This window comes from Streptomyces sp. NPDC042346 (assembly GCF_055581845.1).
The window spans coordinates 509,793-531,513 of sequence record NZ_JBVJEH010000005.1 but is presented as its reverse complement, the minus strand read 5'-3'; the positions used below and the strand labels follow the sequence as shown (position 1 = coordinate 531,513).

The 21,721-nt window shown below is 73.7% G+C and carries 18 protein-coding genes; 6 read left to right on the top strand and 12 right to left on the bottom strand.

Going from position 1 to position 21,721, the window contains the following annotated elements; genetic code table 11:
- The first annotated feature begins 297 nt into the window (after positions 1-297).
- The 4 genes from ACZ6K0_RS23845 (at position 298) to ACZ6K0_RS23830 (ending at position 5,616) form a co-directional block, all read left to right on the top strand.
- Positions 298-612, top strand: coding sequence for a hypothetical protein (locus ACZ6K0_RS23845; protein ID WP_469230234.1), 315 nt, complete (start codon positions 298-300; stop codon positions 610-612).
- Complete coding sequence (locus ACZ6K0_RS23840; protein WP_469230232.1) at positions 609-1,082, top strand: tail fiber domain-containing protein; 474 nt, start codon at positions 609-611, stop codon at positions 1,080-1,082. Before ACZ6K0_RS23845 ends, ACZ6K0_RS23840 begins: the two co-directional genes overlap by 4 nt.
- A 233-nt stretch (positions 1,083-1,315) precedes the next feature.
- A complete protein-coding gene (locus tag ACZ6K0_RS23835; protein WP_376404211.1) occupies positions 1,316-3,259 on the top strand; it encodes an N-acetylmuramoyl-L-alanine amidase in 1,944 nt (647 codons plus the stop codon).
- 158 nt (positions 3,260-3,417) lie between these two features.
- Positions 3,418-5,616, top strand: a complete 2,199-nt coding sequence (locus ACZ6K0_RS23830; RefSeq protein ID WP_469230231.1) for a terpene synthase family protein — start codon at positions 3,418-3,420, stop codon at positions 5,614-5,616.
- 67 nt (positions 5,617-5,683) lie between these two features.
- Here ACZ6K0_RS23830 and ACZ6K0_RS23825 read toward each other — a convergent pair whose 3' ends face one another.
- The 8 genes from ACZ6K0_RS23825 to ACZ6K0_RS23790 all read right to left on the bottom strand — a co-directional run bounded on the left by ACZ6K0_RS23825 (position 5,684) and on the right by ACZ6K0_RS23790 (position 14,471).
- Positions 5,684-6,049 (bottom strand): RNA-binding S4 domain-containing protein, encoded by a 366-nt coding sequence (locus ACZ6K0_RS23825; RefSeq protein WP_376404215.1) that lies wholly within the window; start codon positions 6,047-6,049, stop codon positions 5,684-5,686.
- A 15-nt stretch (positions 6,050-6,064) separates the two neighbouring features.
- Entirely contained in the window at positions 6,065-6,565 is a 501-nt protein-coding gene (locus ACZ6K0_RS23820) for a hypothetical protein (RefSeq protein WP_024757478.1), read from the bottom strand.
- Positions 6,566-6,621: 56 nt separating this feature from the next.
- Positions 6,622-9,441, bottom strand: coding sequence for an ATP-binding protein (locus tag ACZ6K0_RS23815; protein WP_469230626.1), 2,820 nt, complete (start codon positions 9,439-9,441; stop codon positions 6,622-6,624).
- A gap of 463 nt (positions 9,442-9,904) precedes the next feature.
- A complete protein-coding gene (locus ACZ6K0_RS23810) occupies positions 9,905-10,318 on the bottom strand; it encodes an ACT domain-containing protein (protein ID WP_469230229.1) in 414 nt (137 codons plus the stop codon).
- A 41-nt stretch (positions 10,319-10,359) separates the two neighbouring features.
- Positions 10,360-11,526 (bottom strand): thiolase domain-containing protein, encoded by a 1,167-nt coding sequence (locus tag ACZ6K0_RS23805; protein WP_376404220.1) that lies wholly within the window; start codon positions 11,524-11,526, stop codon positions 10,360-10,362.
- Entirely contained in the window at positions 11,519-12,586 is a 1,068-nt protein-coding gene (locus tag ACZ6K0_RS23800) for a thiolase domain-containing protein (RefSeq protein ID WP_469230227.1), read from the bottom strand. The genes ACZ6K0_RS23805 and ACZ6K0_RS23800 overlap by 8 nt, the downstream gene beginning before the upstream one ends.
- Positions 12,583-13,551 (bottom strand): Zn-ribbon domain-containing OB-fold protein, encoded by a 969-nt coding sequence (locus ACZ6K0_RS23795; protein ID WP_469230225.1) that lies wholly within the window; start codon positions 13,549-13,551, stop codon positions 12,583-12,585. The genes ACZ6K0_RS23800 and ACZ6K0_RS23795 overlap by 4 nt, the downstream gene beginning before the upstream one ends.
- 119 nt (positions 13,552-13,670) lie before the next feature.
- Positions 13,671-14,471, bottom strand: a complete 801-nt coding sequence (locus ACZ6K0_RS23790) for a crotonase/enoyl-CoA hydratase family protein (RefSeq protein WP_376404226.1) — start codon at positions 14,469-14,471, stop codon at positions 13,671-13,673.
- Between the two features lie 183 nt (positions 14,472-14,654).
- Between ACZ6K0_RS23790 and ACZ6K0_RS23785 the strand changes: the two genes are divergently transcribed.
- The gene (locus ACZ6K0_RS23785; RefSeq protein WP_376404228.1) at positions 14,655-16,325 is read left to right on the top strand and encodes an acyl-CoA synthetase; all 1,671 of its coding nucleotides are present in this window, start codon (positions 14,655-14,657) and stop codon (positions 16,323-16,325) included.
- Between the two features lie 43 nt (positions 16,326-16,368).
- Here the strand turns inward: ACZ6K0_RS23785 and ACZ6K0_RS23780 are convergent, their stop codons facing one another.
- The gene (locus tag ACZ6K0_RS23780) at positions 16,369-17,889 is read right to left on the bottom strand and encodes an alpha/beta fold hydrolase (protein ID WP_469230223.1); all 1,521 of its coding nucleotides are present in this window, start codon (positions 17,887-17,889) and stop codon (positions 16,369-16,371) included.
- Positions 17,890-18,025: 136 nt separating this feature from the next.
- Between ACZ6K0_RS23780 and ACZ6K0_RS23775 the strand changes: the two genes are divergently transcribed.
- Positions 18,026-18,862, top strand: coding sequence for a pentapeptide repeat-containing protein (locus tag ACZ6K0_RS23775; protein ID WP_469230221.1), 837 nt, complete (start codon positions 18,026-18,028; stop codon positions 18,860-18,862).
- A 161-nt stretch (positions 18,863-19,023) separates the two neighbouring features.
- Here the strand turns inward: ACZ6K0_RS23775 and ACZ6K0_RS23770 are convergent, their stop codons facing one another.
- The 3 genes from ACZ6K0_RS23770 to ACZ6K0_RS23760 form a co-directional block, all read right to left on the bottom strand.
- Positions 19,024-19,800 (bottom strand): GNAT family N-acetyltransferase, encoded by a 777-nt coding sequence (locus ACZ6K0_RS23770; protein WP_469230219.1) that lies wholly within the window; start codon positions 19,798-19,800, stop codon positions 19,024-19,026.
- Positions 19,801-19,915: 115 nt separating this feature from the next.
- The gene (locus tag ACZ6K0_RS23765) at positions 19,916-21,130 is read right to left on the bottom strand and encodes a cytochrome P450 (protein ID WP_469230218.1); all 1,215 of its coding nucleotides are present in this window, start codon (positions 21,128-21,130) and stop codon (positions 19,916-19,918) included.
- Positions 21,127-21,714, bottom strand: coding sequence for a cupin domain-containing protein (locus ACZ6K0_RS23760; RefSeq protein ID WP_376404238.1), 588 nt, complete (start codon positions 21,712-21,714; stop codon positions 21,127-21,129). Before ACZ6K0_RS23760 ends, ACZ6K0_RS23765 begins: the two co-directional genes overlap by 4 nt.
- Positions 21,715-21,721: the final 7 nt, after the last annotated feature.

The following is a 21,721-nucleotide window of genomic DNA, read 5'->3' as shown; positions in this document are numbered from 1 at the left end:
CTTCATGGACCGCTTCACCAAGGCGTACGGCGAAGAGGCCGCCGCCGAGGTCCGGTCCTACCTGGGCTGACGCCCCTCGCAGCGGGTGCGGCGGGGGGGGGGGGGGGGGGGGGGGGGCCCCCCCCCCCCCCCCCCCCCCCCCCCCCCCCCCCCCCCCACCACAAGGCCGGCATCGCGTGCCGGTGAACTCCCCGTTCGTACGGGCGCACCACTCGCGCGGCCGGTCGTGCCCTTTGGGGCGTTAGGCCGTTAGGGGTGTCGCGGACGCATTCGGCGTCCCGGCCGGAAGGATGCTCCATGTCCACGAAGCGAGTCACCCGCCGCCTGCTGGTGCTGTCGACCACGGCGGCTGCCTGCACCGGCGCCTTGAGCGTCCCGGCCGTGGCGAGTACGAACGTCCTGGCCCTGGGAAATGCCGCCTACGACACCACGATGATCAACAAAGGCCATGAAGTCACGGCGGTGGGTGAGACCGCTTACAGCAGCGGGCTGGGGAACGGTCTCGTCCAGCTGCCGGTGGACCACACCAGCAACCGCGGTGGGGGTGGCAGCCTGCTCTTCTCGGATCGTGGGCTGAAGACCGAGGTCACAGCGGTGGTCTGGGAGCGATGAGCGGCCGGCGGTGGAGAAGGACCCTGGCCAGGATGTGGATGCCGGCCCTCGCCAGAAGGCGTCTTCGGCAGGACGCTACCCCGGCCGGCCTGACATCGGGGGCCGTGTCGGGGGCGGTGTGCGGCAGCGATCCGGTCAATGGCTACCAGGTGCTGGAGCAGGTGGTACAACTGCCGGTGAGTACGTGGCGGTACCACTGGGACCCTCCGCATGTACGCCACCTGGGGCCCATGGCGCAGGACTGGTGGAAAGCGTTCGGGGTAGGTGAGAACGACAGGACGATCTGCTGCACCGATGCCAACGGGGTGGCCATCGTCGCCATTCAGGCACTGCACCGGGAACTGACCGAGCTACGGGGTGAAGTCGCGGCCCTGCGAGCCCGGAGTTCACCGGCGGACCAGCTCGGCAGGCCCGGAGCGGCCGGCCTCCCGGACCTCCCGGGCGGCGGCCCCATTGGTCCACTCCACTGACGCGTCCCAGGCCCGGGACCCTTCGTCGCGAAACTCCGCCGAACGGCCTCCATTCCCGCCCTGACGTGGGAACTTCCCTCCATGCAGGCGTGATTGACGGATCGTCCGGGAGCCGATACCCCTGTACGGGTTCGGTCCCGCACGCCCCCGCGTCACCCCGCCCCCTGGAGGCTGCCTTGCTGCGTTCCGCGCCCGACAGACGTGTGACTCCCCCGCCACGGCCCGTCCGCCGTGTGCCGAGGGTGGCGGGCGCCGTCGCGTCCGCCGCCCTGCTGCTCCCCCTGCTGTCGTCGGCGCCGGCCGCCGTCGCCGACGTGCCCGAGGCGGGCACGCTCCAAGGGCAGTTCGCGCGGGCCGCCGCGCGCCACGGCGTGCCCGAGAGCGTCCTGCTCGGCGTCTCGTACCTCCAGTCGCGCTGGGACACCCACGGCGGTGCGCCCAGCGTGACCGGCGGCTACGGGCCGATGCACCTGACGGACGCCGTGACGGCGCTCGCCGCGTCCACCCCGCACCACTCCGAGGCCTCGGAGGACGCGCGCGGCGACGACGCCCGCGCGGTCCGGACGGCGTCGGAGGTTCCCGTACCCGCTCCCGTGCCCGCGCCGGAGGCGCTGCCGGGCCGGCTGCGGACCCTGGAGCGGGCGTCCGCGCTCTCCGGGATCCCGGCCGAGGAGCTGCGCGACTCCACTGCCGCGAACATCGAGGGCGGGGCGGCGCTGCTCGCCGCGGCGCAGCGGGAGGCCGGGCTGCCGGCGAGTACCGACCCCGCGGACTGGTTCGGGGCGGTGGCGCGCTACTCGGGCGCCGATGACTCGGCGACGGCGGCGACGTACGCGAACGACGTGTTCGACGTGATCCGGAGCGGGGAGTCCCGGACGACGGACAGCGGCCAGCGGGTGACCCTCGCGGCCGTGCCCGCCGTGGCGCCCGCCACCGAGCAGGTCGACTCGCTCGGGCTGCGGCGGCCCGCCGCCGGTCCGGTGGAGTGCCCGCGCTCGGTGGCCTGCGAGTGGATCCCGGCGCCGTACGAGGAGTTCGGCGACGGCGACTACGGCAACCACGACAAGGCGAACCGGCCCGCCTCGCAGTCGATCGACTACATCGTCATCCACGACACCGAGGCGACCTGGGACGTCACGCTGAAGCTGGTGCAGGACCCGACGTACGTGTCGTGGCAGTACTCGCTGCGCTCCTCCGACGGGCACATCGCGCAGCACCTGCCGCTCAAGGACGTCGGCTGGCACGCGGGGAACTGGTTCGTGAACGCCAAGTCGGTGGGTCTCGAACACGAGGGCTTCCTCACCTCGCCGGACTCCTGGTACACGGAGGCCATGTACCGGACGTCGGCGCGGCTCGTGCGGTACCTCGCGCAGCGGTACGACATCCCGCTGGACCGGCAGCACATCCTGGGGCACGACACCGTGCCGGGGACGGTGACCTCGACGATCCGGGGCATGCACACGGACCCGGGCCCGTACTGGGACTGGGCGCACTACTTCCGGCTGCTCGGCCGCCCGATCACGCCGAGCGCCGGCCCGTCCGCCGGAGTGGTGACGATCCGGCCCGACTACAGCGGCCATCAGCCGGTCTACACGGGCTGTGTGACGGCGGGCGAGGTCTGTGCGCCGCACGGGAGCGGGGCGGTGCGCCTGCACACCGCGCCGAGCGCCGACGCGCCCCTGGTGAAGGACATCGGGCTGCGGCCGGGTGGGCAGGAGTCGACGACCGGGGTCAACGACACCGGGGCGCGCGCCTCGACGGGGCAGAGCTTCGCGGTGGCGGAGCGCCGGGGCGAGTGGACGGCGATCTGGTACCTCGGGCAGCAGGCGTGGTTCCACAACCCGCGGAAGGAGCCGACCGCGGTGAACGCGCGGGGGCTCGTGCTCACGCCCCGCGAGGGGCTCGCGGAGGTGCCGGTCTACGGGCGGGCCTATCCGGAGGCCTCGGCGTACCCGGCGGGGGTTCCGGTCCAGGCGGTGTCGCCGCTGCCGTACAAGCTGCCGGCGGGTCAGAGGTACGTGGTGGGTGACCGCACCCCGGGCGAGTACTACTTCGCTCCGGTGTTCGACAGCAGCGGGCACACCGTCGTCCGAGGCCAGGAGGAGTACTACGAGATCCAGTTCGGCCATCGCGTGGCCTTTGTGAAGGCCTCTGACGTGCGGGTTTCTCAGGCCTGACGGAGGGGTGGCCGAAAGACGGGGGGTGGTGCCGGAGAAACGCTCCGGCACCACCCCATCGGCGTTCATACGACTATTCGGGAGATCGCGTGTGCCATCCGGGCGACGGGTAAGGCTGGGCCGGTCACAGCCCCGCTCACCGGAAGGCCCCTCAGCAAATGCCTCAGCCCTTCGTTATGCCGGACTTCTATGTTCCGTATCCGGCGCGGCTCAATCCCCATCTGGAGACCGCCCGCACGCACACCCGTGACTGGGCGCGGGAGATGGGGATGCTGGAGGGCTCCGGCGTCTGGGAGCAGCACGACCTCGACTCCCACGACTACGCGCTGCTCTGCTCGTACACCCACCCCGACTGCGACGCGGAGGCCCTCGACCTCGTCACGGACTGGTACACGTGGGTCTTCTTCTTCGACGACCACTTCCTGGAGATCTTCAAGCGCACCCAGGACCGGGCGGGCAGCAAGGCCTATCTGGACCGGCTGCCGATGTTCATGCCGGCGGACCCGGCGACGGGGATGCCCGAGCCGACCAACCCCGTCGAGGCGGGTCTCGCGGACCTCTGGCGGCGGACGATCCCGTCGATGTCCGACGCCTGGCGCGCCCGGTTCGCCGAGGCGACCGAGCACCTGCTCTACGAGTCGCTCTGGGAGCTCGACAACATCAACGAGGGGCGGATCGCCAACCCCGTCGAGTACATCGAGATGCGCCGCAAGGTGGGCGGCGCGCCCTGGTCCGCCGGGCTCGTCGAGTACGCGGCGGGGGCCGAGGTCCCGGACCGGGTGGCGCACTCCCGGCCGCTGCGCGTCCTCAAGGACGCCTTCTCGGACGCCGTGCACCTGCGCAACGACCTGTTCTCTTACCAGCGCGAAGTGGAGGACGAGGGCGAGAACAGCAACGGCGTCCTGGTCCTGGAGAAGTTCCTCGGCTGCACGACGCAGGAGGCGGCGAACGCCGTCAACGACCTGCTGACCTCCCGCCTCCAGCAGTTCGAGAACACGGCCCTCACCGAAGTGCCGGTGCTCGCCGCGGAGAAGGGCCTGAGCCCGGCGGAGTGCGCGGCCGTGGCGGCGTACGCGAAGGGGCTCCAGGACTGGCAGTCCGGCGGCCACGAGTGGCACATGCGCTCCAGCCGGTACATGAACGAGGGCATGGTGGGCGGCCCTTCGCGCTTCGAGGGGGTGCTCGGCACCTCCGCCCTCGACATCCGGACGCTCTTCGGGCGGCCGGCGGCGTCCCGGCTGCGCGCGCTCACGCATGTGCCGCATCAGCACGTGGGGCCGTCTCTGCTCCCGGAGTTCGACCTGCCCTACCCGCTCACGCTCAGCCCGCACCACCAGGAGGCGCTGCGGCTCTCGGTGGACTGGGCCGAGCGCATGGGTCTCCTGAACGACATCTGGGACCGGCCGATGCTGGAGGGCTTCGACTTCGCGCTCTGCTCGGCGGGGCTCGACCCGGACGCCACCCCGGAGGAGCTGGAGCTCAGCGCCGAGTGGCTGACCTGGGGGACGTACGGGGACGACTACTACCCCCTCGTCTTCGGGCGGCCGCGTGACCTGAGCGGCGCCAAGCGGTTCACGGACGGGCTCAGGTCCTTCATGCCGGTGGACGATCCCGCGTCCGGGGCGGCGCGCGCCACGCACCCCCTGGAGGTCTCCCTCGCCGATCTGTGGGCGCGCACGGCGGGCCCGATGGGCCCGGAGGCGCGGGCCCAGCTCCGTGCGGCCCTGGAGGCGATGCTGGACAGCTGGCTCTGGGAGCTGCACAACCAGGCGCAGCACCGCGTGCCCGACCCCGTCGACTACATCGAGATGCGCCGGACCACCTTCGGCTCCGAGCTGACGATGCTGCTGTGCCGGCTGCGGCACACGGAGGCGCTGCCGGCGGAGATCTACCGGACGGGCACGGTGCGCGCCCTGGAGAACTCGGTCTCCGACTACGCGACGCTCGTCAACGACCTGTTCTCGTACCAGAAGGAGATCGAGGTCGAGGGCGAGGTGCACAACGGCGTGCTGGTCCTGCAGAAGTTCTTCGACTGCGACTACCCGACGGGGGTGGCGATGGTCGACGACCTGATGCGCGGGCGGCTGCGGCAGTACGAGCACCTGAAGAAGAACGAAGTACCTTTGCTGTACGAGGACTTCGGTCTCGACAAGGCGGCCAGGGCGGCCTTCGAGGCGTATCTGCGGGAGCTGGAGGACTGGCTCGCGGGGATCCTCAACTGGCACCGGAGCGTGCGGCGTTACGGCGCCGAGGACGTCCACGCGGGCAGCGGCACCCCGCTGGTGGGGCACGGCCCGACGGGTATCGGCACCTCGGCGGCGCGGGTCGCCTCGCTGATCGGCTCCGCACCGCGCTGAGCAACCGGCGAGGGCCGCCTCCGGGGATTCCCGGGGGCGGCCCTCGCATGGAAGAAGGGGTGGGACGTCAGGCGCGACGGCCGCGCAGGTCGTCGATCTCGCGGCGCTCGCGCTTGGTGGGGCGGCCGGCACCCCGGTCGCGCACCGCGGCGACGGCCACGTGCTCGCGGGGCGGCGGGGGCGGGCTGTTGTCCACGTACGCCTCGACGGCGACGGGCGGACCGACCCGCTTGACGTGCAACTCCTTGACCTCGACGATCCGTTCGCGGCCGCCGTGGAGGAGCCTGACCTCGTCGCCCGGCTTCACGGACTGCGCGGGCTTGGCCCGGTCGCCGTTGACCTTCACGTGCCCGGCCCGGCAGGCCGCGGCGGCCTGGGCCCGGGTCTTGGTGAGCCTGACCGCCCAGATCCAGGCGTCGACGCGCGCGCTCATCGGCCCCGCTCCCCGTCAGCCCTGCTGGAACAGCTCGGCGGGCAGCGGCTTGAGCAGCGCGTACAGGTCGTCGGTGATCGGCCGGTCCCAACTGGCGATCGTCACGAGGACGTTGTCGCTGCGGTCGAACTGGACGCAGGAGATGCGGCTCTCGGAGAGCTTGAGGCGGCGGACGATGAGGAGGTTGTCGCCCTGCATCACGGGGACGTCCTCGGTGTCGAGCACCTCGACCGGCTCGTCGTTCTCCAGGGCCGCGAGGAGCTGGGCGACCTCGAAGGGGATCTGCCCGTCGGCGAGCTCGCGCGCCGGGGAGCCCTCGGGGAGATTACCGATGATCATCGCGGGGCCACGGCCGCCGAACAGGTCGTACCGGAGGAACACGCCCTGGCAGGAGCCGTCGGGGGCGGGCAGCAGACCGGCGCCGAGATTGCCGGGCCAGTCGCCCGGATCCATGGCCAGGACGTCGAAGTCCGGGCCCGCGGGAGTGGCGGCGCTGCGGCGGCGGAGGAAGGACATACGGCCATGGTACGTGCCCCGGCGCGCGATGCCGCGCGCCGGGCGCCCCGCTCCGCTCAGGGCGTCTCACCGGGGCGTCCCGTGTTCCGCAGGGCCTGGTCGAGGCCGGTCCTGTCGGTTCCCAGTTTCCGGTAGACGGCCGAAAGCAGTCGGCTCACGGTCGCCGCGTCGACGCCGAGGTCGAGGGCCGCGTCCCGGTCGCGGACGGTGAGCTCGGCGGCCTGCCGCTCACGGGCGGTGAGCGTGTCGGTGCCGGCCGGATGGAGGGCGCGGGGGCGCAGTCCGGCGGCCGCCAGCTCGGCCCGTGCCTCGTCGACCAGGCCGTCGGCGCCGCAGTCCTGGGCGGCCTCCAGGCCCCGGTAGAGGTGCTCGGCGGCCTCCCCGGCGCGCTCCGTGCGGCGGAGGGCGGTACCGAGGGCGACGAGGGAGCGGGCGAGCTCGTACGCGGCGGGTGACTGGTCGAGCCAGTCGACGGACTCCTCCAGGAGCTTCACGCGCGCGGAGGGCTCGGAGACCTCGGCGAGCACCCGGAGCGCCGAGCCGATCGCGGAGGGTGCGCCGTACTGCCGGGCGCGGGCGACCGCCTCCTGGGCGGTCCGCCGGGCCCTGGCGGGGGTCGTGACGGCCTCGGCGACGGCGAGGTGGAGCTGCCAGGGGCACCAGGCGGGGTTGCGCATGCCGCGCGGGTCGAGGCGGCGGCCGACGGCGGCCAGCTCGGCGGCGGCCTCGTCGATGCGCCCCCGGGCGAGGAGCAGCTCGGCGTGGACGGTCTGGGAGTCGGGGAAGGTGACGGCGGCCGGGAAGGGCTCGCCGAAGTCGTGGTCGCGGGCGATGCGGTCGGCTTCCTCGACGCGGCCGCGGGCGAGCAGGACCTCGATGGTGACGCCGACCGCGTACCACTGGGCGGGGGTGCGCGGTCCGACGCGCTCCGCGAGGCGCAGTCCGGCGCGGACGAAGTCCTCGGCCTCGACGAGACGGCCGCGCCGGTAGCGGATGTAGCCGAGCAGGGTGTACGCGAAGGAGAGGTGGGCGCCGCGCCAGCCCTGGCTCTCGAACTCGGCGGTGCCGGCGGCGAACAGCTCCTCGGCGCGGCCGGGGCGGTCGGCGTAGAGGAAGGCGAGGGCGGTGAGGACCGGAACCTCGAAGCCGCGGCTCTCGTCGGCCCAGCTGAGGCCGCCTTCGAGGGCGCGCTCGGCGTGGCGTACGGCGACGGCGGAGGGTTCGGCGCGCAGGGTGGCGTCCCAGGCGCGCAGGCCGATGACGTACCGCTCGGTGAGGTCGCGGCCGGTGAGCCGGTCGGCGAGGGCGGTGAGGCGGCGGGAGCGGGCCGGCGACTCGGGTTCGTCGGCGCGGAAGGCGTCCCACATGAACTTCTCGGCCTGCATGCGCAGGCGGCTGCGGGCGTCGGTGGTCTGGCGGGCCTCGCGGCCGAGGAGTTCGGAGGCCTCGACGAGCCGGTCGCTGTGGGCGAGGACCTGGGAGAGGCGGTAGACGATGCCGTGGCGGAGGGCCGGGTCGGCGATGGGCTCCTCCAGGGCGGCGCGGAGGTGGTTGACGGTGGTGGCGGGTTCGGTGAGCAGGGAGGAGCAGCCGAGCTCGAAGAGGACGGCTGCCCGGTCGTCGGCAGCGGGGGGCTCGCGCAGGGCGCGGGCGAGGAAGCGGCGGGCGGCGTCGGGGGCGCCGGCGCGGAGGTTCTCGCGGGCGGCGGCGCGCAGGTGGCCGACGGCCCAGGAGTCGCCCTCGGGGTGGGTCTCCAGGAGGTGGCGGGCGGCGGCGGTGGAGCCGAGGCCGGCGTCGACGACGCACCAGGCGGCCTGTCCGTGGAGGGCGACGCGGGTGGCGGCGGGGATGGAGCGGTAGACGGTGGTGGCGATCAGGGGGTGGACGAACTGGAGGGGCTCGTCGGGTCCTTCGGCCTCGGCGAGGACGCGGGCCTCGCGCAGTCGTCCGGCGCAGTCGGCGACGGCCTCCTCGCCGAGCCCGGCGACGGCCCCGGCGAGCTGCGGGGAGATCTCGGTGCCGAGGACGGCGCAGGCCCAGGCGAGGCGGACGGTGGCGGGGCCGAGGCGTTCGAGGCGGGTGACGAGGCCGCTGCCCTTGAGGGCGGCGGCGAGGTCGCGGAGTTCGTGGGCGCCGCCGGCGGTGGGTTCGAGGCCGCGGTCGCGGACCTTGGCGGCGAGTTCGACGGCCTCGAAGGGGTTGCCGGAGGTGACGGTCCAGCACTCGCGGCAGAAGGCGTCGTCGGCGTGGGCGCCGACGCGGTCGCGGACGAGCCGCGCTATGGCGTCCGTGGTGAGCGGGGCGAGGCCGAGGGGCCGCTGCCCCGACCGGTGGCCGGTGAACTCCACTCCCTCGTCGGGGAGTTCGTCGGGCCGGTAGGCGACGACGAGGAGCATGGACAGCTCCTCGGCGCGCGGGGCGAAAGCGGCGAGCCAGCCGAGGGACTCGGGGTCGGCCCAGTGGGCGTCGTCGAGGACGACGACGAGCGGGGCGCGCCGGACGGCGAGATGGGTGAGGACCCAGTCGAGTCCGTCGCGCAGGCCCTGCGGGTCGGGCGGGGAGTCGGCGCCGGTGGCGCGCAGCCCGAGGGCGGGGCCGACGATGTCGTACCAGGAGCCGAGGCGCTCGCGGAGTTCGGTGTCGGAGGCGTGGGCCAGTTGGGGCTGGAGGAGCTGCCGCGCGACGTGGAAGGCGACCCGCTGTTCCTGGTCGCCGCCCCGGGCGGAGAGGACGGTGCAGCCGCGGGCGGCGGCGAGGCGCCGGACCTCGGCGAGCAGGGTGGTCTTCCCGAGCCCGGCGGGGGCGGCGTAGGCGAGGATGCCGCCGCGGCGGGTGGCGCGGGGGATGTCGGGGCGGGAGGCGTCGGAGCGAGGGATGTCGAGGCGGGAGGGATCGGAGCGAGGGATGTCGGGGCGGGAGGCATCGGCGCGGGGCACGTCGGCGCGGGAGGCGTCGGGGCTCGGGACGTCGGCGCGGGGCACGTCCGGGGAGGCGCTGTCGGTGGAGGCGCTGTGGAGCGCGGACGCCGGACCGGGGGCCGGTCCCGCGTCGGGGACCGCGACGAGGTGGGGGCCCCGGTGCTCGCGGGGCGCGGGCACGCGGTGGGGCCGAGCAGGGGGCTCCTCGGCGAGGCCCGTCAGGAGGTCGAGCGCCTCCTCGGCCGCCGTGAGCGCCGCCTCGCGTTCGAAGAGGCCGAAACCCTTACGGTCCGGCCTGCCGTCCTGATGTACCACGTTCCACCCCCACACCGGGGGCGCACGCCCGGCGCACGGTGCAGGGTGCCGGGCGGGTGGCCCCGCGAAGGCCCCAGCGTACGCCCGACGGTGCTCTCTGTGACCGTCAATCGCGCAAGCTTCCCGCGCCCTGCGCGAGTCCGTTCAGGACGGCCAACGCCTCCTCCGCCCTGGCGTGTTCGACGAACAGGTGGTCGTGATGGAATCCGGCCACGACGTTGCAGCTCATGCCGGCGTCGGCGAGGGCGCCCGCGACGGCGGCCGTGAGCCCGACGGCGTCGAGCGCGGAGTGGATCCGGAGGGTGATCCACCCCGCGACGTAGTCGTACGCGAGCGCCGCGGCGTCCGCCTCCTCCTGCCGGACGACGAGGGTGAGGCCCTCCCGTTCGGCGACGGTGACGACGGGGGCGACCCCGGCCGGTGCGGCGGGGCCGGCCACCGTGGTGAAGACGTACCGCCCGGGGGCGAGTTCCGGCCGCATGCCGGCGAGGAGCAGGGTCAGGTCACGTTCCGCGTTCATGGGAGCCAGCGTAAACGGCGGGCCCGACCCGGCCGCCCGGCTCAGGTGGCGGGCGGGGTGTCCCCGACGAGCCACATGGAGAAGAACTGCGCGCCGCCGCCGTAGGCGTGGCCGAGCGCCCGGCGTGCGCCCTCCACCTGGTGCGCGCCCGCCTCGCCGCGTACCTGGAGCGCGGCCTCGGCGAAGCGGATCATCCCGGAGGCCCCGATGGGATTGGTGGAGAGCACTCCGCCGGAGGGGTTCACGGGCAGGTCGCCGTCGAGTTCGGTCACGCCGGCCTCGGTGAGCTTCCAGCCCTCGCCCTCCTCGGCGAAGCCGAGGTTCTCCAGCCACATCGGCTCGTACCAGGAGAACGGCACGTACATCTCGACGGCGTCGATCTCCCGCCGGGGGTCGGTGACCCCGGCCTGTCGGTAGACGTCGGCGGCGCAGTCCCGGCCCGCCTGCGGCGAGACGAAGTCCTTGCCCGCGAAGAGGGTGGGCTCGCTGCGCATCGCGCCGCCGTGCACCCAGGCGGGCGGGCGGGGCGAACGGGCCGCGCCCTCGCGGTCGGTGAGGACCATGGCGCAGGCCCCGTCCGAGGACGGGCAGGTCTCGGAGTAGCGGATCGGGTCCCAGAGCATCGGGGAGGCCTGGACCTTCTCCAGGGTCAGGTCGTGCTCGTGGAGGTGGGCGTACGGGTTCTTGAGGGCGTTGCGCCGGTCCTTGTACGCGACGAGGGAGCCGATCGTGTCGGGGGCGCCGGTGCGGCGCATGTAGGCCCGGATGTGCGGGGCGAAGAAGCCGCCGGCGCCGGCGAGCAGCGGCTGCTGGAAGGGGACGGGCAGGGAGAGGCCCCACATGGCGTTGGACTCGGACTGTTTCTCGAAGGCGAGGGTGAGGACGGTCCGGTGGACGCGCGCCGCGACGAGGTTGGCGGCGACGAGGGCGGTGGAGCCGCCGACCGACCCGGCCGTGTGCACCCGGAGCATGGGTTTGCCGACGGCGCCGAGCGCGTCGGCGAGGTACAGCTCCGGCATCATCACGCCCTCGAAGAAGTCGGGGGCCTTGCCGATGACGACGGCGTCGATGTCCGCCCAGGTCAGCTCCGCGTCCTCCAGGGCGCGGACGGCCGCCTCGCGGACGAGTCCGGCGATCGAGACGTCCCGGCGGGCGGCGACGTGCTTGGTCTGGCCGATGCCGACGACGGCTACTGGCTCCTTAGGCACGGTTCTCCCCTTCCAGGACGGCGACCAGGTTCTGCTGGAGGCAGGGCCCGGAGGTGGCGTGGGCGAGGGCGCGGTCGGAGGCGCCCCGGTGGATGCGGGCGGCGGCCTCGCCGAGGCGGACGAGTCCGGCGGCCATGACGGGGTTGGCGGCGAGGGCGCCGCCGGAGGGGTTGATCCGGACGGTGTCGTCGAGGCCGAGTGCCTTCGTCAGGACGACTTCCTGGGAGGTGAAGGGCGCGTGGAGTTCGGCGGTGTCGACGGGCCGGTCGAAGGCGCCGGCGCGTTCGGCGGCGAGGCGGGTGGAGGGCGAGTCCGTGAGGTCGCGGACGCCGAGGGAGTGGGCCTCGATGCGGTGGTCCATGCCCCGGATCCAGGCGGGGCGCTCGCAGAGTTCGCGGGCCCGGTCGCCGGCGGCGAGGATCACGGCGGCGGCGCCGTCGCCGATCGGCGGGCAGTCGCCGGTGCGCAGCGGCCGGACGAGGTAATCGCCCTGGGGGCGGGCGCCGGGCAGCTGGGCGTGCGGGTTCTCCGCCGCGTCCGTGCGGCTCCGGGCGGCGATGGCGGCGAGGGCGGGTTCGTCGGTGTGGCCCGCGTCGACGAGCGCCTGGGCCTGGAGCGCGGCGAGGGCGACGGAGTCGGGCCAGAGCGGGGCGACGTAGTAGGGGTCGAGCTGGCGGGTGAGGACGTCGCGCACGGAGCCGGGCGAGGCCTTTCCGTACGCGTAGACGAGGGCGGTGTCGGCCTCGCCGGTGAGGAGCTTCACCCAGGCCTCGTACAGGGCCCAGGCGCCGTCCATCTCGACGTGGGACTCGGAGATCGGCGGCCAGGCGCCGACGCCGTCGAGGGCCATGGTGAAGGAGAAGGCGCGCCCGGCGAGGTAGTCGGAGGAGCCGGAGCAGGTGAAGCCGATGTCGGAGGTCTTGAGTCCGGTCTGCCGGAGCACGTCGTGGAGGACGGGCATCACCATCTCCACCTCGGACAGGTCGTCGGTACGCCGACGGTGGTCGCTCTGGGCGAAGGCGACGATCGCCACCTCTCGTGCCGGCCGGTGCGGCGTCACAGCAGCTCCTTGTAGGTGTCGTAGTCGGCGTCGGGCTCGCCGGTGGGCCGGTAGTGGTCGGGGTAGCGGCCGTCCTCGCTCCACACGGGTTCGACGCGCAGGCCCATGCGGACCTCGTCGTAGGGGATGCCGGCGATGCGGCCGTGGAGGGCGAGCCCGGCTCCGTCGAGGGCGATGTGGGCGTAGACGTACGGGACTTCGATGGCGAGGCCCTTGGCCTTGATGTTGACGATGCAGTAGGTGGTGACGGTGCCGCGGGGGCCGACCTCGACCTGGTCGGTGGTGGCCACGCCGCAGGTGGGGCAGGCGCCGCGGGGTGGCACGTACACCTTGGTGCAGGAGGGGCAGCGTTCGCCGACGGTGCGGCGCTCGGCGAGCCCCTGGAGGTAGCGGGTGTGGGCGCGGCCTGGACTGTAGGTGTAGTCGAGGCGGGCGCGGGCGACGATGCCGGTGACGGGCTCGTCGAACCGGCCGTCGTGGAGCGGGGGTTCGGACCCGGAGTCGTCGCTGTCGTACGGCTCGAAGCAGGCGATGTCGGTGATGGCGCCGGAGCGTTCGGCGGACCAGCGGATCCGGACCCGCAGTCCGGTGCGGACGGCCTCGGGGCCGGGGGCGTCGAGGGCGTGCAGGAGGGCGGTGCCGGCGCCGTCGAGGCGGACGAGGACCCAGGCGAAGGGGGTCGTGAGCGGCTGGCCGGCGCGGGGCTCGGGGTTCCAGGCCCAGGTGGTGACGGTGCCGGTGGCGCCGACCTCGACGAGCTCGCGGAGCTCGGCGGCGGTGACGGGGTCGTACTCGACGGGCGGGACGAGCACCTCGCCCGCCTCGGTCCGCACCCCGAGCACGGTCCGTTCGCGCAGTCCGGTGAGGAAGGCGGACTGGACGGGGCCGAGGGAGCGGGTGAAGGGGAACTCGACGACGAGGGGAGCGTGGAGGGCCTCCGGCGGGGAGGCGGGGGTTGGGCTCATGGGGCGGCTCCTTCGTTGGGGGTGGCGTGAAACTCAGCCCCGCCGGCGTTCGAGGCGCGGGGGTCCGGCAGCGGAGCCCCCGGTTCGGGAAGGGGCGGGGCGGATGGGGTGGGGAAACATCACTCCCGCCGATAGACCGGCGCCCGCTTCTCCGCGAACGCCCGCGCTCCCTCCTTCGCGTCCGCCGTGTCGAAGATCGGCCACCCCCGCTTCAGCTCGGCGGCCAGTCCCTCGGTCTCGGTCATCTCGGCCGTCTCGTAGACGGAGGCCTTCACCGCCTCGACGGCCAGCGGCCCGCACGCGTTGATCCGTTCGGCGATCTCCAGGGCCGCCTCCAGCGTGGTGCCGTCGGGGACGACGCGCCCGACGAGTCCGATGCGGGCGGCCTCCTCCGCGCTGTACGGGCGGCCCGTGAGGAGCATCTCCAGGGCGTGGGTGCGGGCGATCTGGCGGGGCAGGCGGACCGTGGAGCCGCCGATGGGGAAGAGGCCCCGCCGGACCTCGAACAGGCCGAAGGTGGCGGAGGCGCCGGCGACCCGGATGTCGGTGCCCTGGAGGATCTCGGTGCCGCCGGCGACGCAGTACCCCTCGACGGCCGCGATGACCGGCTTGCGGGGGCGGTGGTGGCGGAGCATCGCCTTCCAGTGCAGGTCGGGGTCGGCTTTCAGCCGGTCCCGGTACTGCTCGCCCTCCATGCCCTTGCCGGCCAGCGCCTTGAGGTCCATGCCGGCGCAGAAGGCCCCGCCGGCGCCGGTGAGGACGATCGAGCGGATGCCGTCGTCGGCGTCGGCCTCCAGCCAGCCGTCGTAAAGGCCGACGAGCATCGGCAGCGAGAGGGCGTTCTTGGCCTCGGGCCGGTTCAAGGTGAGGACGAGCGTGGCGCCTTCGCGCCGTACGTCGAGGTGTTCGGTGCCACCCATGGGGTCTCCCGTCTCCAGTTCTGGAACAGGTTGCAGGAGGAGGGGGTCCAGTTCAATAGTTTTCTGACACTCAGTCAGATTCTTCTGCGCATCCCCTTCCCCCCGTCGCCGGTCGGCGCTCTAATGACCGCCGAGTCACTGCGCACCCGTACGAGTCAGCGCGAGCCGGGGTCAGGAGGAACGGTGGAGTACAACCTTGCCGACCTGTTCGAATCGGTGGTCGACGTGGTCCCGGACCGCGAGGCTCTGGTCTACGTCGATCACCCGGGCACGGGTGAGGAACGCCGGCTCACCTACGCCGAACTCGACGCCGCCGCCAACGGGATCGCCCACCACCTCGTCGAGGCGGGCATCCGCCCCGGCGAGCACCTCGGCCTCCACCTGTACAACGGCGTCGAGTACCTGCAGACGGTCCTCGCCTGTCTCAAGGCACGGATCGTGCCGGTCAACGTGAACTACCGGTACGTGGAGGAAGAGCTCGTCTACCTCTACCGGGACGCCGACCTCGCCGCGCTCGTCTTCGACGCGGAGTTCACGGAGCGGGTGGCGGCGGCGCTGCCGCAGACGGAGAAGCTGCGGCACCTCGTGCGGGTGGGGACCCCGCCCGAGGGGGCGCCGGCGCTCGACTGCGTCGCGTTCGCCGAGGCGGAGGCCGCCGGATCGGCGGAGCGGGGCTTCGGCCCGCGCTCCGGGGACGACCTCTTCATCATCTACACCGGCGGCACGACCGGGATGCCGAAGGGCGTCCTGTGGCGCCAGGAGGACCTGTTCTTCGCGGGCCTGTTCGGGGGCGAGCCCTCGGGCGAGCCCGTGAAGCGCCCCGAGGAGCTGGCCGAGCGGGTCGCGGCCGGCGGCCCCGGCATCACCTTCTTCCCCGCGCCGCCGCTGATGCACGGCACCTCCACGCTGACGGCGTTCATCGCCTTCAACTACGGCCAGCGGGTCGTCCTGCACCGCAAGTACGTGCCGGAGGAGGTCCTGCGCACCCTGGAGAAGGAGAAGGTCTCCAGCATCTCCCTCGTGGGCGACGCGATGCTGCGCCCGCTCGTCGACGCCCTGCGCGGGCCGCTCAAGGGCACCGACCTGTCGGCGCTCTTCAGCCTCTCGTCCTCCGGGGCGATCATGTCCGACACCGTGCGGGCCCAGCTCCAGGAGCTCATGCCGAACGTCCTGCTCCTCAACAACTTCGGTTCCACGGAGTCCGGTTCCAACGGCCGCGCCACGGACGACTCCGGTCCGGACAGGGGCTTCCGGCTCCACGTCAACGAACGCACCCAGGTGGTCGACCCGGCGACCCACGAGATCGTCGCGGCGGGCGAGACGGGCCGCCTGGCCCAGCGCGGCCACGTCCCGCTCGGCTACTACAACGACCCGGCCAAGACCGCCGAGACCTTCTTCGAGAAGGACGGCGTGCGGTGGGTGCTCCTCGGCGACATGGCGACCGTCGACGCCCAGGGAGTCGTCACGGTCCTGGGCCGCGGCTCGCAGTGCATCAACACGGGCGGCGAGAAGGTCTACCCGGAGGAGGTGGAGCAGGCCCTGAAGTCCCACCCCGACGTGTACGACGCGCTGGTCGCCGGGGTCCCCGACGCCCGCTGGGGCAACCACGTCGCCGCGGTCGTCCAGCTCCGGGCGGACGCCCCGCCGCTGGACCTGGAGGCCGTGCAGAACCACTGCCGCCCGCGCCTCGCGGGGTACAAGGTCCCCCGCCAGCTGGTCCTCACCGACCGGATCCAGCGCTCCCCGAGCGGCAAGGCGGACTACCGCTGGGCCCGTTCGGTGGCCGTGGAGGCGGACACGGAACCGGGAACGGGAGCGGGAGCGGCAGCGGGAAGGCCCGTCACTGGAAGCTGACCCGGTACGGGATGCCGGGTGCGACGAGACCCCTTCGGCTCGTTCACAGCCCGAACTCCCGGAGGGCGTCCAGGAACTCGTCCCGCCGCGATGCGTGGATCAGGTGCCCGGCCTCGATCGTGACCAGGCGGGCGCCGGGAATGCGCTCGGCGAGCCCGGACAGATGCTCCTGGGGCACGTGGCTGGACGGGCCCCCGGCCAGGACGAGGGTGGGGGCCGTGATCGCCGGGAGGCCCTCCCGCCAGGCCACGTCGGGGGCGTTCAGCTGGGCGTCGGTGGTCGTGACGACCTCCCAGTCGAAGGAGAGCGGGCCCTCGGGTCGCTCGGCCACAGCGCGCGGCGGGTCGAGCGGGAGGAACCCGGGCACCTCCTCCAGGACGAGGCGGCCGATCAGGCCGGGTTCCCGCTGGGCGAGGAGGTACGCGGCCCCGCCGCCCATCGAGTGGCCGACGACGGTCGCCCCGGCGAGGCCGAGGACGTGCAGGAAGCCGCCGATCGCGTCGCGGAAGTCCTCGAAGCCGTAGCGGCCCGTGCGGTCGCTCAGTCCGTGGCCGGGCAGGTCGAGGGCGTACACCCGGTGATCGGCGGCGAGCTCCCCCGCGATGTCGTGCCAGTCGGCGCCGCTCTCGCCGCGGGCGTGCACCAGGACGACGGGCGGCGCGGACTCGGGGCCGCGCACCCGGTAGGCGAGGCGTACGCCGCCCACGGTGACCGTGCGGACGTCTGGGTCGAGGAAGGCGGCGATCGGGCGGACGAAGGCGTCCGCGTCGTCCACCCAGGGGAAGTGTCCGGCGCCGGGCTGGACGACGAGTTCGGCGTGGGGGAAGCAGGCCGCGATCTCAGCGGCCTTGGCCGGGGTGGGTCCCGCGTCGTACTCCCCCGCCAGGATCAGCACCGGTGCCTTGAGCGCGGTGAGCGCGCGGCGGGTCGTCTCCGCGTCGTAGGCACCCTCGCCGTGGTAGGCGGAGGCGGCCTCCCAGCGGATCTGTCGCTCCGCTGTCGCCGCGTGTTCCTGGGCGGCCGTGTCCCAGCGGCCGTAGCCGAAGGGGGCCACGATCTCCAGGACGCGCGGCAGCGGGGTGTCGGGCCCGATCGTGGCGAGCGCGGCCTGGGCCTCCGCGTACCAGGGCCGGTCGGCGAAGACGGTGACGGCCTCGTCCCACTCCTCGTCGGTGGTGCCGTGGCCGACCGCCCATCCGTTGGACGTGACCAGGACGAGGGAGCGGACGCGCTCGGGGTGCGCGGCAGCGTACAGGGTCGCCAGGTTCCCGGCGGCGGAGTGGCCGAGGACGTCGATCCGCTCCAGGCCGAGGTGGGCGCGGAGGGCCTCGACGTCGCCGACCTGGCGGTCGCAGCGGTACGTGCCGGGGTCGGCGGGCTCGGCGCTCGCTCCGGTGCCGCGGGAGTCGAGGACGACGAGGGTGCGGTGAGCGGTGAGACCGCCGAGGTCGCCGAGGTAGGCGGCGTCGCGCATCGGCCCGCCCGGCAGACAGATCAGCGGCTCACCCTCCCCCTGCGTCCGGTAGGCGAGCTCGGTGCCGTCGTAGGTCGTGAAGGTGGGCATGCCGCCGATCATCACGGCCTGTTGTTGATCTTCGCAACGCGTTTCGCCGAGGGCTGCACGATCGGTGGGCCGGCTGTCCGGAAGATCGACAGGACGCTCCCCGGGGGCGCGATACGGTGGGTCGACCCTCCCCGACATGCGAAGGAACCGTTCCACCGTGCCCGAGACCCGGGAATCCGCGCTCCGCGGCGACTGCGCCAACTGCTTCGGGCTGTGCTGCGTGGCGCTGCCCTTCGCGAAGTCGGCCGACTTCGCCGTGAACAAGTCGTCCGGTGAGCCCTGCCGCAACCTCCAGGAGGACTTCCGCTGCGGCATCCACACGCGGCTGCGCGACAGTGGCTTCCAGGGCTGCACGGTGTACGACTGCTTCGGCGCGGGCCAGCGGGTCTCCCAGGTGACCTTCGGCGGCGTGTCCTGGCGCGAGGCGCCGGAGACTGCGCGCCGGATGTACGAGGTGTTCCCCGTCGTACGCCAGCTCCACGAGCTGCTGCGCTACCTCACCGAGGCCCTGGCCCTGCCGGCCGCCCGTCCGCTCCGCACCGAGCTGCGCGCGGCGGTCGCCCGGGTCGAGGAGCTGGCCGGGGGAACGCCCGAGGCGCTGGAGAAGTTCGACGTGGCTCCCGTACGGGCCGAGGTGAACCCGCTGCTCCTGCGCACCAGCGAGCTGGTCCGGGCGACGGCCGGCGGCAAGCCGAAGAGCCGCCGGGGGGCCGACCTGATCGGCAAGCGGCTGCGCGGGGCGAAGCTGCGGGGCGCCGATCTGCGCGGGGCGCTCCTGATCGCGGCCGATCTGACCGGGGCGGACCTGAGGTTCGCCGATCTCATCGGCGTCGACCTGCGGGACGCCGACCTGTCGGGGGCGGATCTGACGGGCGCCCTCTTCCTCACGCAGCCGCAGCTGAACGCGGCGCGCGGGAACGCGGCGACGCGCCTGCCGGCCGGCTTCGAGCGCCCCGCGCACTGGACGGCCTGACGGCCCCGGTCACGCGTGGCGCCCGTCCGATGCGGGCGGGGAGATTGCCCGGGCGACCGGCCGGGACATCGTCTACCGCCCGGTCTCGCAGGCCGACTTCACGCGCGACGCGACGCGGCGGGGCCTGCGCGAGGAGGTCGCCGCCCTGCTGAACCCGCTCCTCAGGGGGTGTACGTGTACGGGGTCGTCGTGGAGAGCGTCAGGAAGCCCAGGCGCTGGAGGATCGGACGGCTCGTGTCCGCCGCGTCGACCTGGACGTAGCGGTGGCCGTGGGCGGCGGCGATGCGGGCGCGGTGCGCGACGAGCGCGCGGTAGAGGCCGCGGCCCCGCCAGGCCTCGACGGTGCCGCCGCCCCAGAGTCCGGCGAAGTCGGTGCCCGGGCAGAGTTCGAGGCGGGCCGCGCTGACGGGCTCGCCGGCCGCGACGGCGACGACGGCGGTGACCGTGTCCGGGTCGGCGGCGAGCCGGTCGAGGAGCTGGCGGCCGATGTGGGAGCTGTCGGTGCCGAAGGCGCGTTCGTGGACCTCGACGACCTGGCGTACCCCGGCCTCGTCGGTGACGGCGTGGAGCTCGACGCCTTCGGGGAGCGGCACGTCCTGGGGCAGGGCCGCGGCGTCGGCGGCCATCAGGGTCTCGGGGTCCTCGGCGGTGAAGCCGGCGGCAAGGAGGCGGTCGGGGAGGTCGGCGGGGCCGTCGTGCCCGTACAGCTTCCACTCGAAGGCGAGGCCGGCGGTGCGGTAGTGGTCGATCTGCGCGGCGATGGCGGCGTCGGCCCCGGCGGCGTCGAGGCCGGACCAGAGGACACCGTTCCAGGCGTGCGCGGGACCGGTCTGCCGGACGACGGCTCCGACGCGCTCGACACGGCATCCGGGCCCGTCGGGGCGCGCCTCGCGGCGGAGCTGACGGTCGTAGAGGTCGCGGAGGTACTGGGGTTCCATGCCGGCCACTCCAGCACCGGGCCCGGCGCCCCGGCAACAGGATTTACCTGGCCAGGGCGCCGGGGAACCGTGCCCGGGCCCCCGGCCGCCAGGGGCCCGGGGCGCCGGCGGTTCTTCACCAGGTGACGGGGAGGGAGACCGGGCCGCGGTTGACGGTTCCGCGGCGCCAGGCGATCCGTTCGGGTTCCACGGCGAGGGCGAGTCCGGGGAAGCGGGTGAGGAGGGTGGAGAGCATCACCTCGGCCTCCATCCGGGCCAGTTGGGCGCCGGCGCAGTAGTGGACGCCGTGGCCGAAGGCGAGGTGCGGGGCCTCGTCCCGTTCGAGGTCGAGCCGGTCGGGTTCGGTGTACACGGACGGGTCGCGGTTGGCCGCCGGGTAGAAGACGTAGACGGCCTCCCCTTCCCGGATCGTGACGCCGCCGACCTCGATGTCGGCGGTGGCGATCCTGGGCATGCCGACGCCGTTGCGCTGCGGGATGTAGCGGAGGAGTTCGTCGACGGCCCTGGGGAGGCGGTCGGGTTCGGCGCGGAGCTTCGACGTCTGCTCCGGGTGGACTAGTAGCACGTACGCCATCGTGGCGACGATGTTCCGTACGGCGTCGAGGCCGTTGAGGGTGAGCATGACGGACATCGACACCAGTTCGGGGGTGCTGATGCCGCCGGTCGCGCGGGCGGCGGCGAGTTCGCCGACGAGGTCGTCGCCGGGGTGCTCGGTCCGGTGCCGGGCGAGCCCGGCGAAGTAGCCGGCGATCTCCTTCTTGACGGCCTCGCCCTCGGCCGCGGTGGTGTCGCTGGAGAGGATTCCGGCGCGCCACCGCTCGACCCGGTCGAGGTCGGCGGCCGGGACGCCGAGGAGTTCGGCGATGACCGTGGCCGCGAGCGGGCCGACGAAGGTCTCGGCGAGGTCGGCGGGCGGGCCCGCCTCCAGGGTGCGGACGGCGAGGGCGTCGGCCGTCCGCCGGGTGTGCTCGCGCAGGGCGGTCATGCGGCGACGGCCGAAGGTGGGGGCGACGAGCTTGCGGAGCCTGGTGTGGTCGGGCGGGTCGGCGCGGCCCACTCCCCCGGCCGGCGCGAGGGTGTGCGGGGTCATACTGGTGACCGGCCTGTCGACCGTCAGGGCCCGGCTCAGTCGCGGGTCGGAGGCGATCTGCTTGACGTCCTCGTAGCGGGTCACGAGCCAGGCGTCGCCCTCGCCGTACCGGAGGCGGACCCGGGCGACCGGCTCCTCGCGGAGGAGCCGGTGGGGCAGCGGGTCGAAGACGGTGTCGGGAAGCGGGGCCACGGCCCAGTCGTGGACGACCGGGCCGTGGTGCTCTGCTGGTGGGGTCATGGGATGGGGGCCGCCTCCGCCCGGGCAGGGGCCGTGCCCGGCCGGTCGGCGTCGTGCCGAAGTGGGGTGATCTGTTCGATGTCGTAGCGGAGGCGGAGCTCTTCGACGGCGGCGTGGTCGACCTCGCCGCCCGGGCCGAGGATCTCCATGAGCTCCTCGAAGTACCGCTCGTGGTCGGGCGGGGGCGAGGCCTGGAAGAGCATCCGTACGGGTTCCCCCGTGGGGTTGGCGAAGGCGTGCGGGCAGCCCGGCGGCACGAGGATCAGCGTGCCGCGGGTGGCCCGCACCGCGCGCTGTCCCGAGCCGGACTCCCACTCCCGCCAGCTGTCCGGGGTGCGGACGAGCGGCTCGAAGGCGAGGACGTCGAGCTCGCCGTCCAGGACGTAGAAGAGCTCCTCGCTGTGCCCGTGGGTGTGGGCGCCGACGTCGAAGCCGGGCGGCACGACGACCTCGAAGGTGGAAGCGGTACGGGAGTGCTCGCCGGTCACCTTGAAGGTGACGTGCTGGGCGGCGGTGGTGAGGGTCCTGCCGTGGCCGGGCGGGACGACGAGGCCGCCGCCCGGTCCGATGGCTGTGGCGGTCACGGGGTGT

What these genes read in the sequence shown, in the direction of transcription:
- ACZ6K0_RS23845 (WP_469230234.1), top strand. Translation starts at nt 298, where the DNA reads ATGTCCACGAAGCGAGTCACCCGCCGCCTGCTGGTGCTGTCGACCACG.
- ACZ6K0_RS23840 (WP_469230232.1), top strand. Translation starts at nt 609, where the DNA reads ATGAGCGGCCGGCGGTGGAGAAGGACCCTGGCCAGGATGTGGATGCCG.
- ACZ6K0_RS23830 (WP_469230231.1), top strand. Translation starts at nt 3,418, where the DNA reads ATGCCTCAGCCCTTCGTTATGCCGGACTTCTATGTTCCGTATCCGGCG.
- ACZ6K0_RS23825 (WP_376404215.1), bottom strand. Translation starts at nt 6,049, where the DNA reads ATGAGCGCGCGCGTCGACGCCTGGATCTGGGCGGTCAGGCTCACCAAG.
- ACZ6K0_RS23820 (WP_024757478.1), bottom strand. Translation starts at nt 6,565, where the DNA reads ATGTCCTTCCTCCGCCGCCGCAGCGCCGCCACTCCCGCGGGCCCGGAC.
- ACZ6K0_RS23810 (WP_469230229.1), bottom strand. Translation starts at nt 10,318, where the DNA reads ATGAACGCGGAACGTGACCTGACCCTGCTCCTCGCCGGCATGCGGCCG.
- ACZ6K0_RS23795 (WP_469230225.1), bottom strand. Translation starts at nt 13,551, where the DNA reads ATGAGCCCAACCCCCGCCTCCCCGCCGGAGGCCCTCCACGCTCCCCTC.
- ACZ6K0_RS23790 (WP_376404226.1), bottom strand. Translation starts at nt 14,471, where the DNA reads ATGGGTGGCACCGAACACCTCGACGTACGGCGCGAAGGCGCCACGCTC.
- ACZ6K0_RS23780 (WP_469230223.1), bottom strand. Translation starts at nt 17,889, where the DNA reads ATGCCCACCTTCACGACCTACGACGGCACCGAGCTCGCCTACCGGACG.
- ACZ6K0_RS23775 (WP_469230221.1), top strand. Translation starts at nt 18,026, where the DNA reads ATGCGAAGGAACCGTTCCACCGTGCCCGAGACCCGGGAATCCGCGCTC.
- ACZ6K0_RS23770 (WP_469230219.1), bottom strand. Translation starts at nt 19,800, where the DNA reads ATGGAACCCCAGTACCTCCGCGACCTCTACGACCGTCAGCTCCGCCGC.
- ACZ6K0_RS23765 (WP_469230218.1), bottom strand. Translation starts at nt 21,130, where the DNA reads ATGACCCCACCAGCAGAGCACCACGGCCCGGTCGTCCACGACTGGGCC.